General features: G+C 52.6%; 13 protein-coding genes. 6 read left to right on the top strand and 7 right to left on the bottom strand.

The features are described from left to right. Window positions 1-11: 11 nt before the first annotated feature. The 5 genes from AC50Y3_RS24940 to AC50Y3_RS24960 all read right to left on the bottom strand — a co-directional run bounded on the left by AC50Y3_RS24940 (window position 12) and on the right by AC50Y3_RS24960 (window position 9,021). Window positions 12-1,655 (bottom strand): thiamine pyrophosphate-binding protein, encoded by a 1,644-nt coding sequence (locus AC50Y3_RS24940; RefSeq protein ID WP_494821430.1) that lies wholly within the window; start codon window positions 1,653-1,655, stop codon window positions 12-14. A gap of 22 nt (window positions 1,656-1,677) precedes the next feature. Then, window positions 1,678-4,452 carry an EAL domain-containing protein gene (locus AC50Y3_RS24945; RefSeq protein ID WP_494821431.1) on the bottom strand — a complete coding sequence of 925 codons (2,775 nt, stop codon included), beginning with the start codon at window positions 4,450-4,452 and terminating at the stop codon, window positions 1,678-1,680. A 270-nt stretch (window positions 4,453-4,722) separates the two neighbouring features. Further along, a complete protein-coding gene (locus AC50Y3_RS24950) occupies window positions 4,723-6,846 on the bottom strand; it encodes a CocE/NonD family hydrolase (protein WP_494821432.1) in 2,124 nt (707 codons plus the stop codon). A 16-nt stretch (window positions 6,847-6,862) separates the two neighbouring features. Continuing rightward, window positions 6,863-8,026, bottom strand: coding sequence for a dipeptidase (locus tag AC50Y3_RS24955; RefSeq protein ID WP_494821433.1), 1,164 nt, complete (start codon window positions 8,024-8,026; stop codon window positions 6,863-6,865). Between the two features lie 11 nt (window positions 8,027-8,037). After that, the gene (locus AC50Y3_RS24960) at window positions 8,038-9,021 is read right to left on the bottom strand and encodes an ornithine cyclodeaminase family protein (RefSeq protein ID WP_494821434.1); all 984 of its coding nucleotides are present in this window, start codon (window positions 9,019-9,021) and stop codon (window positions 8,038-8,040) included. A 184-nt stretch (window positions 9,022-9,205) separates the two neighbouring features. Here AC50Y3_RS24960 and AC50Y3_RS24965 point away from each other — a divergent pair, with 184 nt between their 5' ends. Genes AC50Y3_RS24965 through AC50Y3_RS24980 form a run of 4 tightly spaced genes read left to right on the top strand, consistent with a single transcriptional unit; the run spans window position 9,206 to window position 12,357 of the window. Beyond that, window positions 9,206-10,735 (top strand): sensor histidine kinase, encoded by a 1,530-nt coding sequence (locus AC50Y3_RS24965; RefSeq protein ID WP_494821435.1) that lies wholly within the window; start codon window positions 9,206-9,208, stop codon window positions 10,733-10,735. Next, the gene (locus tag AC50Y3_RS24970) at window positions 10,732-11,436 is read left to right on the top strand and encodes a response regulator transcription factor (protein ID WP_494821436.1); all 705 of its coding nucleotides are present in this window, start codon (window positions 10,732-10,734) and stop codon (window positions 11,434-11,436) included. The genes AC50Y3_RS24965 and AC50Y3_RS24970 overlap by 4 nt, the downstream gene beginning before the upstream one ends. A 22-nt stretch (window positions 11,437-11,458) precedes the next feature. Beyond that, window positions 11,459-11,992 carry a hypothetical protein gene (locus AC50Y3_RS24975; RefSeq protein WP_494821437.1) on the top strand — a complete coding sequence of 178 codons (534 nt, stop codon included), beginning with the start codon at window positions 11,459-11,461 and terminating at the stop codon, window positions 11,990-11,992. Beyond that, window positions 11,989-12,357, top strand: a complete 369-nt coding sequence (locus tag AC50Y3_RS24980) for a DUF6220 domain-containing protein (protein WP_494821438.1) — start codon at window positions 11,989-11,991, stop codon at window positions 12,355-12,357. Before AC50Y3_RS24975 ends, AC50Y3_RS24980 begins: the two co-directional genes overlap by 4 nt. A gap of 213 nt (window positions 12,358-12,570) precedes the next feature. On the opposite strand, the gene AC50Y3_RS24985 is transcribed toward AC50Y3_RS24980, so the two are convergent. After that, window positions 12,571-13,389 carry a phytanoyl-CoA dioxygenase family protein gene (locus AC50Y3_RS24985; RefSeq protein WP_494821439.1) on the bottom strand — a complete coding sequence of 273 codons (819 nt, stop codon included), beginning with the start codon at window positions 13,387-13,389 and terminating at the stop codon, window positions 12,571-12,573. 114 nt (window positions 13,390-13,503) lie between these two features. Between AC50Y3_RS24985 and AC50Y3_RS24990 the strand changes: the two genes are divergently transcribed. After that, a complete protein-coding gene (locus AC50Y3_RS24990) occupies window positions 13,504-14,343 on the top strand; it encodes an AraC family transcriptional regulator (RefSeq protein ID WP_494821440.1) in 840 nt (279 codons plus the stop codon). 82 nt (window positions 14,344-14,425) lie between these two features. Further along, on the top strand, window positions 14,426-15,343 hold the full coding sequence (locus tag AC50Y3_RS24995) for an aldo/keto reductase (RefSeq protein WP_494821441.1): 918 nt from the start codon (window positions 14,426-14,428) through the stop codon (window positions 15,341-15,343). A gap of 97 nt (window positions 15,344-15,440) precedes the next feature. Here AC50Y3_RS24995 and AC50Y3_RS25000 read toward each other — a convergent pair whose 3' ends face one another. Next, window positions 15,441-16,292 (bottom strand): aldo/keto reductase, encoded by an 852-nt coding sequence (locus AC50Y3_RS25000; RefSeq protein WP_494821442.1) that lies wholly within the window; start codon window positions 16,290-16,292, stop codon window positions 15,441-15,443. Between the last annotated feature and the right edge of the window lie 93 nt (window positions 16,293-16,385).

The raw sequence follows: 16,385 nt of genomic DNA on the forward strand, positions 1-16,385 counted from the left end.
GCCCGTCTCAGCTACTTGCCAAAGGACGAGAGAAACTTAACGCGATCCCCCATTGGGGGAGTGCTGTTGTCTTTCAAGACCACCTCTAGAATTGCCGGCCCTTGCAAGGCCGTTAACGGCTCAATAAACTCCGAACGGATATCGTCCATCCCGTTAATCCGGTAGCTCGGTATTCCCATCGCAGCAGCCATTCCCGCAATGCTGACAGCTTCTTGCTCGAAGGAAGGATGGGTCCGCTTAAATTGCAGCGAATGACCGTGGTAAACCATACCGAGCCGTGCATTGTTAACGACGATAAACAAGATCGGCAATCCCAACTCTTTGGCCGTCAAGATTTCCATGCCATGCATGAAGAAGCAGCCGTCGCCCGTAATGCAGGCCACCGGACGATCCGGTTCCGCTAATTTGGAGCCGATTGCCGATGCAATCCCCGTTCCCATCGCCCCGAAATGGACATTGATGTTATAACAATCCCAATCCGGCACCTTCATATAATGAATCACGTAGGACATGAACTCCCCAATGTCCACCGTGTACCGCATATCCGCCGGGAGGCACTCCTGAATGTTCAGCAATACATTTCTTGTGTTATAGACTTCGGTTGTAGGATGAAGCACCGGCTTGTTAATTACGTCAACTTTCCCCCTATTATTGGAAGCACCCAGTGCTCGAAGTTCCTCAATCAACATCAGCAAGCTTAAATGAATGTCGCCCAGAACAGGCAAATCAATGCTGTATTTGCGATTAAACACCGTTTGGTCAAAATCCAGCTGTACCGTATAGCGGCCTTTAGTCAAATTGGCATTATAGTTGTTCGTAGCCGTCTCGCCTAAGCTCGAGCCCACGATTAACAATGCTCCGCCGTCCTCCTCGGCAATTAAAGCCGATGCCGCTTCATGGCCTGCGAATCCAAATACGCCGACATAGAGCGGATGGCTCTCCGGAATATAGCCTTTCGCCTGGGGAGTCGTGACGATCGGCCAGGCCAGCAGCTCGGCCAGCTCAATCAATGAATCCACCGAGCCTCGTACTCCTTGTCCTACAAAAATGCAGCCTCTCTGCCTCTTCCGTAACGCTTTCGCTGCTGTCTCTATCGTAGAAAGCTGAGGAATCATCGGTTTTCTAGGGAGGAGGGGCGGAATGATCGGATTGCCGATATCAGCATGCTGAACATCGATTGGAATCGCAACATGAACGGGGCCCGGTACACCTGAAATGGCGATTTGGCAGGCTCTGGCTACTTCTCGCAGCAGATCCTTGGCTTCCGTGACCAAAACACTGTATTTGGTAACGGGACGAAATACCGGAGCAACATCGAGCTCCTGCGAGGCATTCAGTCCCATCGTACCTACAGGAACAGCCCCGGTTATAAACAACACGGGCAGATGCTCGCGCATCGCATTAGCGGCACCTGTCACCAGATTCGTTGCGCCGGGTCCGCTGCAGCCGATGGCTACGCTCAATTGGCCGGTGTATTTGGCGTATGCCGCTGCCATGTACGAAGCTGCGCCTTCATGCTTCGCCACAACAGGCTCGATTTCCGGCATGTCGTATAATTCATCGAAAAACGCGTTAACGGAGCCTGCCGGAATGCCAAATAGATGCTTGACCCCATTTTCCCGTAAAAATTCCAATACCGCCCCCGCTGCTCTCATGCATCCAGCCTCCCAAATCGCATTAGATATGAAGAAATTGTTCCGCAATATCCTCCGCCTTCATCGGGCGACTGAAGTAGTAGCCTTGCATTAAGTAACAGTCACGGGCAAACAGAAATTGAACATGCTGCTCGGTTTCAACCCCTTCAGCGATAACGCTTAAGTTCAAGTTCTGTGCCAGCGTGATGATAATATTCGTAATGGCCGCATTATCATCGTCATTGGTGATGTCCTGCATGAACGACTTGTCGATTTTCAGCGTATCGATCGGCAAGCTCTTCAAATAACCAAGCGACGAGTAGCCCGTTCCGAAGTCATCGATGGCAATCTTAATGCCAAGCCCCTTCAGCTCTTTCATGGTTTTCAGCGTCAATTCGCGATTCTTGATAATCAAGTTCTCCGTAAGCTCGAGCTCCAGATGTTCCGGAGACAAGCCCACTTCCCTGAGCACGCTATTGACCATCGGGAACAAATTATTCTGTTCAAACTGACGAACCGATAAATTGACCGACATCCGATACAGCGGGTATCCACGGTCCTGCCATTCCTTTAACTGCCTGCATGCTTCTCTAAGCACCCATTCGCCGATCGGTACGATTAACGCCGTCTCTTCCGCGATCGGGATGAACTGATCCGGCGCTATCAAGCCTCTCTTCGGATGGTTCCATCTCAGGAGCGCCTCAACGCCGACGATTCGTTTCGTTTTATAGTTGATTTGCGGCTGGTAATAAATCTCGAGCTCATTCTGATCAAGCGCTTTATACAAATCGTTCTCCAGCTTCACGCGTTCAAACGTTCTTGTGTCCATGCCCTCGCTGAAGAAGTGGTAGCTGTTGCCCGAAATTTCCTTTGATTTGTACATGGCCGTATCTGCGTTCTTGATCAAGGTTTCGCTCGTATCGCCATTATCCGGATACAGGCTAATGCCGATGCTTGCCTTCATATAAATCTCATTGTCCAATAGCTGGAACGGGTCCGTGAACGAATCGACGACCAACTGTACAACCTTCAGCACTTCATTCTCGCTCTTGATATTCGGTAAGAAAATGGTGAACTCATCGCCGCCCTGCCGCGAGACCGTCGCTCCCTTCGGCACGCAGTCGCTGAGCCGCTTGGCCACATCGCGCAGCAGCAGGTCGCCGTAGCTGTGTCCCATCGAATCGTTAATAAACTTGAAGCGATCCAAATCCAGATACAGAACAGCCAGCTTCTCATTGTTGATCTGCGCTTGCGTCAGCCCTTGATTCAGCCTGTCCTTCAGCAGAAGACGATTGGGCAAATCCGTTAAGCTGTCAAAGTACGCGCGATACTTGATTTCTTCCTCCATTTGCTTCCGCTGCGTAATATCCTTGAAGGTCACAACTTCCCCTACAATTTCGTCTCCCTCTCTAATAGAGGAGATCACATATTCGACCGGAAAGACGGAGTTATCTTTTCTGCAAAATTTCTCATCCTGATAATGCCGGTTCCAATTGCCATCGACTCCGGTCGGCGGATCCTGGCCTGTCACAATGGTGCAGGAGTCCTGTCCGATTAGCTCCTGGCTTGAATCATAGCCCAGCATGGCAATGCCCGCAGGATTACAGAATGTAATCTTGCGCTCAAGATCCAAGCCGAAGATGCCCTCGCCGGCCGAGTTGAGGATCAGCTCCTTCTCTCGGCTGAGCTGCCGCAGCTCCGTCACGACGCGTTCAAGCTCTTTGTTCTTCACCGTAACTTCAGAGGTTCTCTCTTTGATAATGATTTCTTGCTTCTCCATGTAGAGCAGGTTCGACAACGTCGAAGCCGTCGCATCTACTATCGATTGCCCCAGCTGTATGGTCGCTTCCGAGAAGATAAAGCTGCCTTCCTCCAAATTAACGACCGGAATAACGCCGAGCACCTCGCCCATCGAGACGATCGGCAGCACCAGCATCCCCTTCATGCCGAAGTTGCGGCATACATCATGGTTAGGCCGATCATCCGCGAAAACGTCTGGAATTAACACGGCCTTCTTCGTCCGGATGACCTCTTGGATCACGGGGTCATTACTCTCGTCAATGCGGATTTTGCTATGGGCTTCGATCCAGTCTTCTTCTGTCCAATCGCTGTTCTTGCTCAGCTTCGCCGGACGAATATGGCTCTCCGTAATCGGGTCTAAGAGATGAACGCCGATATTGTAATTATCGAGCACTTTGCCCAAGTAGAAGAAGCAGCTGTCCAAGCTCTCCTGCATCGTCGAGCACATCGCCAAATCACGGGTCACATCAAGGAGCAGCTGCTTCTCGGAAATGAGGTTTTCTTTATGCGTTAGGTTTTTGGCGTTCTGAATGGCAACTGCCGCCATATTCACGTAAGCCTCAACCGTTTGAATTTCGGAGTTCGTCAGGTTCATCGGAATGCCATAGTCGAATAAAAATACAAGCCCAAACAGCTCTTGCTCGAAGGAAATGGGGAGTACCAGAAGGGACTTAATTTGAAAACCTTGCACCGCTCGCGGGTCAGGGCGTGTATCTTTGGAGGTGTCGGGGATATAAATGGTTTTTTTCGTTTCAATGACTTCTTTGGCGAGCAGGTCCATCTCGGTATCGATGACATGCATATCGATGGTCCAGCCGTTAATGACGCTCGGTTTGCCGACATATCCCCGGAACGTACCGTCCTCCTGAGGCAGATAGATGCCCACCGAATTACAGCGTACAATTTCCTCGGATATCGCAGTCGTCACATGCTCCAGCACTTCACGCAGCTCGAGCTTCGTATTAATTAATTTCGTTAAATTCGCAAGCCGAGAATATCTCATTTGTTCTTTTAACATACATCGATCCCCATTCCCCTAGTTTCTAGAACATCCGATGGTATGCATAATTAATCTATTAGTATAAAAATACTATGGAAGCCTTACAAATTTCTACATAAAAATGTGAAAACGCCTTCAAAATGCGATATTTATTTTAAAATAAGTAGGAAAAACGGCCTAAACCGTCATTATGCACATGAAAGGGGAAGCAGTTCGTCGCGGCCGGCGATTGCAGCATGAAAAAAGACCGAATTCCCGGGAGGGAAATTCGGTCTTTTTTGGGATATTTTACAAATCTATTACAGGCAGCAGCACGCGGCTCGGATATTCCGCCGAATGATAGATCGTTTGCTTCACGGTCACCGGTTGCGGATCGTCATAGGGATTTAGGCCGGTATTCGTGTTCGGAAACGCAACGAGCTTGCTCGATGACGTGATTGTGAATCGAATGCGATGGCCGGCTTGGAACGTGTGCGCGATATTTTGCAGGAAGATCGAATACTTCTCTACCTTGCCCGGCGTTAACAGCTCCGGTGCGTCGAAGCCATTCCGATACTTGGCTCTCACGATATAGTTGGACAGTCGGATGGAGTTCCCCTTCTCGTCTACGTCGCTAAGCGTCACGACCCAGTCCGTATCAACGCCGGTGCTCGCGGCATACAACTCACAGGAGAGCTCGCCGGCAACGGTCAGCGCCTCCGTCAACGCTTCGCCGGTGTAGACCAGAATATCGCTGCGCAGCTCATGCTTGCGCATATTCTCAGGCTCCCGCTCCCCGCTGTCCGTCACAGGCTCTTCCGGATTGTACAAGTACGAATCGGACTCCGACTGAGCCGAAGGTGCGGCACCCAGTACGCCATCGCCGAGACTCGAATTCGCTCGGCCGCCGCTGCCTAAGTAGAAGCTGCGCGCTTCCGCTTCAACAGGCGTCCAATCTTCCGATGTCCGCCACTCGTTCGTTCCAACCACATAATAAGCCGCTCTCGGCTCCTGGTCGATGCCATTGTTCATGCCCTTAAGGAACCGATCGAACCAGCGCAGCACGTTCACATCATAATCATAAACGACGGCGTCGTTGCTGAAGCTTACGCCCATCAGATCTCGCGCCCGGTTCGGGCCATGCTCCCACGGCCCAAGCCACAGCTTACGGTTTGGCACATCGTGCTCGGTCAGCATGCGCCACGTTTCCGAGACGCCAGCGCTATCGCCATCGTACCAGCCGGAGATGACGAACATCGGTGCTTTCACCTGATCGCCCCGCTCCGAGAACGTGCAGTTCCGCCAGAAATCATCGTATTCCGGATGCTTGCTCCACAAATCCCATGGACCGGATGCTCGTCCGATCATTTGCTGCGGAATGTCGCGAATCGGCCTCGCATCTACCGCCTTCTCCGGGTTCACCGTGATACCCGCGAAGATATTAAAGTCGGTCCGTGTACCCACCGACTGCGCGAGCGTCCAGCACAGCAGCGGCCATGAGCAGACAGTGCCGCCCTTGCGCACCGTATCCACGAACGGCGAGCCTACGTTAACCTCGTTAACGACCGCCTTTAAGTTCGGGTGACCGCTGGTTGCAGCAGCCGTGACGACGTATCCGAGATAAGAAGCCCCCCACATCCCCACGTTACCGTCCGACCAATCCTGCGCAATAATCCAATCGATCGTATCGGAGCTGTCATCCCGTTCATAATAGAACGGCACGAGCTCCCCTTCGGAATCCGCCCGTCCTCGGACATCCTGATTGACGACAGCATAACCTTTGTTCGCCCAGCGTTTCAGCTGGTCCTTCTTCATATGGCGGTCATAGCAGGTACGAATCAGAATCGTCGGCAGCTTCGTCCCAGGCTCGATGCCCTCCGGCAAATACACATCCGTAGCCAGTCGGACGCCGTCTCGCATCGGGATTAAGTCTGTCCCCAGCTCCTCAATGCCATATAGCGCCTGCGACAGCGTAGGCGTATCGTAGACAACTAGCGGAGTCAGCGCCTCATAACCTTCGGTGACGAGAATTTCCATTCCATATCGGTTCGGTGCTACGAAGCCGATGACGCGTCCATCCACCGTTACCACATCGAGAGCCGTCTCCATCCGCCGTGCCCATACTTGCGAACTTATTTCTTGGCCAACCAAGCTAGCGGTATAGCGAATATGCTTGCGATAAACATCTCCATTCGCCAGCTTAACCTCTTCCCCGCTCCATGCCGCTCCCTCGTATTGGTCCAGGAACTGCTTGATACGATGCAAAGGCAGCATGTAAGGCGCCTGCTCCGACAGTACATTTTCCTGCATTTGCGTCCGCCGCCTGGCATCTACCTTGGCGTGCATCACCTTGTCCGCCGTAAAGCGAATCCGACCCTCATATACACCTGCGCAATATAGTTTAAACGTTGTCTCTTGCAGCATTTTGCTCATACTCGTCTCGTCGCTCCTATCCCCATACCTGCTCAAACACGCGCAGCCAATTGCCGCCCATAATCTTCGCGATTTCTTCGTCCCGATACCCTCTTGCAACCAAACCTCGCGTGAAGTTGATAAAATAACTGTACTTCTCCAGCCCCTTCACCGTCTCGGTGGAAGGCCCGTCCCCCTTGGCAAAACCAAGCATCGGCGCCACATGCTCCTTGAAATGGACAAGCGCCCATTCCACATCGCTCATCGGCCAATCGGTGCCGATGCCGACATGATCGACGCCAACGAGCCGCACGATGTAGTCGATATGATTCAGCACATGCTCCATCGTCGTATCCTTCGGATCGCCGTGTACGAACCAAGGCATGGCGAACACGCCGATAACGCCGCCCGTTGCGGCAATTGCCTTTATTTCCTCATCGCTTTTGCAGCGCGCATGGCCGTAGATCGCTTCGGCTCCGGTATGCGAAGCGATCACCGGCTGAGCCGATAATCTGCACGCTTCAAGCGTCGTTTGTTTGCCGCAGTGGCTTGTATCGACGATAATGCCAAGCTCGTTCATACGGCCGATGAAACGCGTGCCAAATTTGCTCACGCCTCCGTCCGTCTCCTCCATGCAGCCGGAAGCGACATAGTTCTGATTATTGTAGGTCAGCTGCAGAATGCGAAGGCCGAAGTGATGGAGCGTATCCAGCAAATCCAGGTTTTTGCCCAGGCCGTCGTTCTCCTGTGCCGTCACAATGCCGGCCTTCCGGCCACATCGCTTCGCTTCCCGAATATCTCCGGCAGTCCGTGCCTTTTCCAGCCATTCCACGGCATCGAACTGGCGCTGCACGTCCCCCATGCTTGTGACGACGCTCTCCGGACTCGACAGATCGAGCTCCCGATTACCCGCTGTAATGCCGGAGCGGTACCATTCCGCTTTGAACTCAGCCAGCTCGCCGCGGGCAATCTTGCCTTTAATGAGCTTGGCCGGCATCATGCTGTATTCCATCGGCTGATCGCGATAAGGCTCGCATTGCTCACGAAGCTGTTCGGCTATATGCGCGGGTATCGCCTTTGGTGACAGCGGTCCCTGGAAAAGCAGGTCAATAATGATCATCTGCTCATGCAGCTGCCTGGCTCGCTCTTCGTCCTCCGCCGATAACGGGAAAGGGTATAATCCTTCTGTTTGCTGATTCATGCTGCTGTCCCCTAAAAGTCAATTTGCGTGCCTTTATGTAAACGAATGGCTTCTTTCAAAATAAATCCGGCTGCCGCCAAATCCTCGCTCGCCAGTCCAAGCGCTTTGAACAGCGTAATGGCTTGATCCGAGCTTCTCCCCTGAGGGATGCTGCCTGTCAGCAGCTCACCAAGCTCGCCCCGAATATGAGCCTCCGTAATTACGCCCTCGGCAAGCGGAATAAGGTAATCGCCCGCTTCATGAACAGCGGACTCCCTACGGTCGACATAGAGCTCCGCGCGTCGCACCAGCTCGGAGTCCAGCTCTCTGTCCTTTGCCCGGCATGCTCCGACTGCATTGACATGCGCACCTGCTCTGATCCATTCGCCTTGCACAACCGGGGTCGTTGACGCTGTAACGGTGCAAATAATATCGGCCTCCGCCACGGCCTGCTCTGCAGTTGGCATCGCTTCTACGATGATGCGAGCTCCGTAGCGCTGCTCGGTCTCCAGCTTAAGCTGCGCCGCATGCGCCGGATTCGGCCCCCAGATCGCGATGCGCCGGATCGGCCGCACGAGCAGCATCGCCTCAATATGACTGCGCGCCTGCTCCCCTGTCCCGATGACGGCAAGCGTTGCCGCATCTTCGCGAGCGAGCAGCTTCGTCGCTGCTGCGCTGACCGCCGCTGTGCGGATGGCCGTAATCTGCCTTCCGTCCACGATGGCCTCGAGCTTTCCCGTAACCGCGTCGAACAGGGATACAAACCCTTGATGCGAAGGCAAATGCTTCGCGTGATTGTCCGGGAAGACGGTAATGATTTTGGCGCCAACCTTCTCTTCCCGCTTCAAATAGGCAGGCATCAGCCCCATCAAATTGCCCCCGCGCACGGGAACAACGCTCCGTAAGGATTGCACCGCTTGTCCGGTTGTCAGGTCTGCCAGTACTTCTTCCATCATGCCGATACACCCCTGCATCGTCAGCAGTTCTTTGACTTCATTCTGTGCAATGACCAACATGCGATTCACCTGTTTCTATATTTGCTCGTTCCAGTATATCAGAATCTGTGTTACCTTTACTCGGACTCCGGCACCATGAACTTCCTCGGTTCGGTACTCTGCATTGTTTATACTTTTTTTAGAACTGGTTTATGGAATATTTACGGGTAGATACTACAATGAAATGGAAGGAGGCTGCCATGCCATGTCCATCCGAACGAAACTGCTTTTCTCCTATATTGCGATGATTGTCATTCCGGTTCTGCTGCTTGGCATTACCGTCACCTTGGCGGCAAGTGTCTTCAAACAAGATATGACTTCCCAGACCGGACAAGAAAACAGGCAAAGTCACGTGCCGTTTGCCGAAATCCGCGACTTGTTCAGCGGGCGCAGCGAGATCGCTTCCGGCCTTCGGTTCGTTGCCCAGCATGATCCGAAGCTGCTCAGCGACCCTGCTTTCCTGGCGTCAACGGAGGCGGAGCTGGCCAAGGTAGACGCAGGTATGATCATCCTTGCAGACGAGACTGCCGTCTATAGCTCTCCGGGACTCTCAGCCGATGAAATTATATCCGAGTCGCACGGAAGCAACGATGATAGCCATCGCCGCTTCGCTCACCCCGGACCGCCAAACGGAAACAGCCTTGACCAAATTGCCTATACCAATCCTGGCGGCAAGCCCGGCTCGGTCATCATCGTGTCCGATATGGAACCGGTCGCGAACTTCTTTAAGAGGTTCATCCCAACCGTGCTGCTGGCCCTGCTTCTCGCACTCGTGCTGACGAACGGCGTTCTCACGTTCTTCGTCTCCCGCAGCATTATTAAGCCGCTCCATGCGCTGCGAGATGCCGCGGGGCAAATCCGCGAAGGCCAGCTGGACCATGCCATTCATCTGCAGCGCCAAGATGAGATCGGGCAGCTTGGATCCGCCTTTGAGGAAATGCGCATTCGGCTGAAAGGATCGATCGATGCCCAGCTGCAGCTGGAACAGAGCCGCAAGGAGCTGCTCGCGAATATCTCCCACGATCTGAAGACGCCAATCACCGCCATTCAAGGCTGCGTCGACTGCCTGCGCGGTGGAGTTGCCGATACGGAGGAGAAACGGAGCAAATACGTGGACATGATCGGCGGCAAAACGGCCGACATGAACCGGATGATCGAAGAGCTGCTGCTGTACTCCACGCTGGATATCGGGAAGCTGCCGTTCCAATTTGAGACGCTGAACATCGCGGAATATTTGAGCCTTACCGTCGATGAGCTGAAGCTTGATCCCCGACTCAGCGGAGCCGAGATCCAGTTCATCAACACCGCAGCAACAGATGCAGGCCAACCGCTGCTCGTTCGAGCAGACCGCGAGAAGCTGCATCGGGCCATGTTTAACGTCGTCAATAACAGCATTAAACATATGGACAAAACGCCGCGAATCCTCACGATTGCGCTCACTAGCGAAGCTAGCCATTCCGCTACCGCGGCTATCACCATCTCGGACAATGGAACAGGCATTCCGCCCGAAGCACTGCCCCATGTGTTCGACCAGTTCTACCGGGCAGAGTCGTCGCGTCGTCCGGATGCGGGCAGCAGTGGCCTCGGGCTCGCAATTGTGAAGCAGATTATGGAGGAGCATGGCGGCTCGGTGGAAGCCCGAAGCCGTGAGGGGGAAGGTACGGCGATCGCATTACACATCCCCACCGTGCAGCGAGTAAAATTGTCATCTGAAGAAAGCGAGGAGCCGCTATGAATCGAACTCGGAAACGAATCTTGATTATCGAGGATGACCCTGTCATTGCCGAGGTGCAGAAGGATTATTTGGAAGCAAGCGGCTTCTCCGCAGACATCGCGGATCGCGGCGACCTTGGTCTTGAAATGGCGCTCAAAGGAGATGGCTATGACCTCATCCTGCTCGACTTGATGCTGCCGCGCATGGATGGCTATGACGTGTGCCGGCGCGTCCGGGAAGCGAGCAACATCCCGATCCTTATCGTCTCCGCGAAGAAAGAGGAAGTGGACAAGATCCGCGGATTCGGGCTCGGGGCCGACGATTACATTCTCAAGCCATTCGGGCTAGGTGAACTTGTTGCACGGGTCAAAGCGCATTTGGCACGGTATGACCGGCTTGTCGGCAGCGGCGAATGGCGAAGGGATGAGCTGCAGCTGCATAACATCCGCATTGACCGCCAATCCCGCCGCGTGTATGTCAACGATGAAGAAGTGCTTTTCACAGCCAAAGAGTACGATCTGCTGCTCTTCCTCGTCATGAATCCGAATCGGGTCTTCCGTAAAGAGGAGCTGTTCGAGCGAATATGGGGTCTCGACGCGCTTGGCGATCACGCAACGGTGACCGTCCATATCAGCAAGCTGCGGGAGAAGCTCGAACGCGATCCGTCCAAGCCGCGCTATGTCGAGACCGTTTGGGGTGTCGGCTACAGATTCAACCTATAACCTTTAGAGGAGCTGCGTTACGTTGAAGAAACTATCCTTGCAGGGACGCAGAATACTTCTGCTGCTGCATATTATTTTTGCCGCGATCATGCTGGGTGTGCAGGCGGTGTTTATCATTCTGGGGCTAACCGCTTCTGTGACAACCGATAGTACGGTGCTTCACGCCTGCTACTCCATCATGAATTTGCTCGCTTCGAGCAGCGTTCGGGCCTCGACCATTGGGGTGACCATTACCGGCATTATGCTGTCCGTGCTGACTTCATGGAAGCTGTTTCGCTACAACTGGATCATCGCCAAAGAGGCACTTACACTGGTCTGCATCGGCATCGGAATATTCGGTTTATATGAGTGGACGTTGAAGGGGATCGAGCCGACAGCTCAGGCTGGGCTTGGCGCATGGCAAACATCCGGTTTCACCGTCAATCATACGCTGCTCTGGATCGGAATCGTGCTTCAAACGGTGTCACTCGTCGTCATGTATATATTATCGATATGGAAACCGGGCGGCGAGCGGCGGTCGTATCGCAAACCATTAAAGGGGGCAAAGCAATCATGATCCGTATATCCAAAATCATTTTCTATGTACTAGCCTGGCTGTTTGGTATTTCATTATTTACGCAAGTGTTTCTGGCGGGCCTTGCGATCTTCGACAATGGCGACTGGTCGATGCACAAGTCTTTCATCCACTACTTCGAGTTTGTTCCGATTGTCATGATCGTATTCGCCCTCATTGGCCGCATGGGCTGGAGAACCGCTACCTTATCGGCCTTATTGTATGTATGCATCATCTTTCAATACATCTCCGTCAACCTAGATACACGCGTGATTGCGGCCATCCATCCGGTTACGGCACTGCTGATGCTCTGGGGCACGCTGACGATCATTCGCCGCTCCAACCCATGGAAATCCATTAGCCGATAGTGCCTCCCACAACACGGCACCGCAGTGTATCGAGCTTCTGGGATGACAATCGGTCAGCATATGAACTATCCTGACTACCCTTCCAACGAACCTCATAATATTTCGAGTACTTCTGGGATGACAGCAGGTAAGTTGCACGCTTAAACAACAAGAGACACCGAATTTCTCGGTGTCTCTTTCGTTATTTTTAAGGTTGAGTAGCGTGTAGCGTGATTACCACTGCCAAGGCATTTTGACAGAAGCGCCGACTCTTTCGTGTCTGAACAGGCTTTTCACAGCTGGTGATGCTTGGTCGTACGCTTCTTGCGGAACGTGAATCGATCCGCCCGCACCGTACCAGTCGTTGTTGTAGATCAATGCGATGTTTGTGCGGTTCTCTTGCGTACGGTTCGGCGTACCGCGGTGCCACATGCGAATGTCACGGATAACAACCGAGCCTGCAGGCATGTAAACTTTCTCCGAGTACATCGATTTTGCTGCACGCAGCATTTCACCGTCGATGGATGTATGTTTGGTGCTCTCAGGGTCCAGATGCGTACCGCCAGGCCATACTTCAAGCGGACCGTTCTCTTCATGAACGTCTACGAGCGGGATATTCATAACCAGGCTGTATGCCGGCAGCGCTACGCCCAAAGTTGGGAACAGCGGCGGCACGTCGGAGTGTACGTTTTGATAATCGGAACCTGGGCAAGCTGTATCCGAAGCCAGATACGTACAACGAACGCCTTCGCCAAGCACGGCGTTGATAACAGGCATCGCAAATGCGTTTGCTACCATGTAATCATTAACAAATGGTTGTAAAAAAGGAAGATGCATCTGTGCACGGTTCGTACCTGTGTTGTAACCGAATCTGTCGATGTATTCGTTGAAGATCGGAAGGAATGCATCCTTAATCTCTTGCACTTGCTCTTTGGACAAAACGCTTTCAAATCCGATATAGCCGTTTTTGCGAATTTGTTCAATCGCTACCTCGATCGTTTCTTGCTCCGGTACACCAGTCAATCTTTCTTGCTCAGTCAATTTCAACAACATATTTAATCACTCCTTGTTTTCGATTTATGTCCTGATTATACGTTGCAGATTGCAGGACGTATTGTATAATGGAATCTAAATTGTAAAAAAGTCAGAAAAAAGTGAGTGATAATTTTGGCAGCGAACGATAACCTCCTATCCGGACTCGAAGAACTCATTGCCCTTATCGACTCGGAGTGGCCCTCCCTCGACCTGCATTCCTACGGCTTGTGGCGCAATCACGGCTGGGATGGCGTAGGCCACAGCTTCGAGCTGAACTACTATATACAGGGCAGTAATCTGATTCGCCAGGATCAAGCCAGGGTAGAAGTGAAGCAGGGCGATCTGCTTTTTCTGCCGGATACGATTCGTAAGAGCAGCTGCGACGACGGCAGCTTCAAGGTGATTTTCTTATCGTTCTGGTTTAAGGACGATGCGTTAAACGCAAGGCTGCGCCAGATTTATAAGACAATCGCCCGCGATTCCCAACCGCTTGCGGTGCCCGGCCTTGAGGATGATTTTGTCGCGCTCATTACCGAACTGCGCTCCGGCCTGCGTTCGCCGCATCTGCTGAAGCATCTGTTCATCCATATTCTTGTGAAAATTTACCGAGCGGTTCATATTTATCATGGCAGCAGACCGAAGCATAATAAACATGACCAGATGATCGCCGAAATTATAAAAGATCTCAATGAGAATTACGGCTCCGACATTTCGCTCTCGGACATTGCTGCAACCTATTCGCTAAACGAACGGTACTTGAATCATGTCTTCAAAGGTGCAACGGGCATTCCGCTTGGACGGTATTTGATGAAAATCCGCATCGAGCAAGCCAAACGACTGTTACGCACCACCCATCTGCAAATTACCGATATCGCGATGGATACCGGATTTTTCGATGCGGCGCATTTCTGCAAAGCCTTCAAGAAGCATACGGATTACACGCCGGCCGAGTATAAAGCGCGCATGGAATAGGCAGTGCCCTTGAATCCGCCCTGCTTGTATGTCACAATCTTCTGTAGGACTATACCTATTCGCAATTAGGAGGATGAAACGAATGAGAACGATGAAGCTCGGAAGCAGCTCCCTTGAGGTGCCGGTTCTTGCTGTAGGGTGTATGCGTATTAATGGGCTGGAGAAAGCTGAGGCAGAACGATTCGTCCAAACTTCACTGGAAGCAGGAGCGAACTTCTTTGACCATGCCGATATTTACGGTGGCGGCAAGTGCGAGGAAATCTTCGCGGACGCTATACATATGAATGACGATGTGCGGGAGAAAATCATCCTGCAATCCAAATGCGGCATTCGCAGCGGCATGTTCGACTTCTCTAAAGAACATATTCTTAACTCTGTCGATGCCATCTTGAAACGTCTCAGAACAGACTACCTCGATATTCTGCTGCTGCACCGTCCGGATGCACTGGTTGAGCCGCATGAAGTAGCGGAAGCATTCGATAAACTGGAGAGCTCCGGCAAGGTTCGCCACTTCGGCGTATCCAACCAGAACCCGATGCAAATCCAGCTGCTCAAGAAAGTCGTGAAGCAGCCGCTTGTTGCTAACCAACTGCAGCTGAGCATCACAAATGCCAATATGATCTCCAACGGCATTAACGTCAATATGACGGTTGATTCATCCATCAGCCGCGACGGCAGCATTCTGGATTACTGCCGCCTGAACGACATTACGATTCAGCCATGGTCGCCATTCCAATACGGCTTCTTCGAAGGCGTATTCCTGGGCAGCGAGAAGTTCCCAGAGCTGAATAAAGTGATCGATGAAGTCGCCGCTAAATACGAAGTGAGCAACACGACAATCGCGATCGCATGGCTGCTTCGCCATCCTGCACAAATGCAGCCGGTAACGGGCACTACAAGCGTTCAGCGTATTCTCGATTGCATCAAAGCAAGCGAAATCTACCTGACACGCGAAGAATGGTACGCCATCTACCGCGCGGCAGGCAATATTTTGCCATAAGACATAACAAAGGAGCTGAGATGTCCGTTCATGCGGACTTCCCGGCTCCTTCTTTTTATTACATATACTTCTGCTGTATGACTTGCATGCCCTTTCGTTAGCGCAGCCCCCACAGCTCTTCAAACTTATCCGGATCCATGCCGGAGCGTTCATTGCGGTTCAGCGCATCGAGACGTTCCATGTCGGCTGCCGACAATTCGAAGCCGAAGATACCGGCGTTCTCGCGGATCCTCTCCGCATTCGCGGATTTCGGAATCGTCACCACGCCGTTCTGCAAATCCCAGCGTAATACGATCTGCGCCCCGGTACGCCCGTACTTCACGGCCAGCTCTTGAACAAGCGGCTCCTCCAACACTCGGCCCAGCATCAACGGGCTCCAGGCAACCAGCTGAATGCCCTTGTTATTGCAGTATCCCTGCAGTTCCTTCTGCGTCAGCCGCGGGTGATATTCCACTTGATTGACCGCTGGCACGACACTGCATTCTGCAAGCAGCGTATCCAAATGCCGCACTTGAAAATTACTGACGCCAATCGCTCTTACTTTGCCTTCTGCATAAAGCTTCTCCATCGCACGCCATGTATCCTTATAATGCGCACTCACCGGCCAGTGGATGAGGTAGAGATCAATGTATTCCATCCCAAGCTCGCCCAGCGACTTATCGAATGCCTTCAGCGTAGCCTCATAGCCTTGGTTGGCGTTATCTACTTTGGTCGTGACAAAGATCTCTTCTCTTGGCACGCCGCTCGCACGGACCGCTCTCCCGACTCCTTGCTCATTACGGTAAGCCGCCGCCGTATCGATGCTGCGATAGCCCGCTTCAATCGCCGTACGTACCGCATGCTCCACATGCGCGCCGTCTTCCGGTCTGCCCTGCCATACGCCAAGTCCAAGCCAAGGCATAACAACGCCATTATTTAATGTGACACCGCTCGAAATGGTTTCCGTCATCCTGCATCTCTCCTCTACATCCGACTCATTCTTTCCCCATCATAGGACAGCGCATGTCCGTTTGTCAGCACCGATTTACAAAAAAAAGATCCA

The organism is Paenibacillus sp. J22R98 (assembly GCF_059383835.1).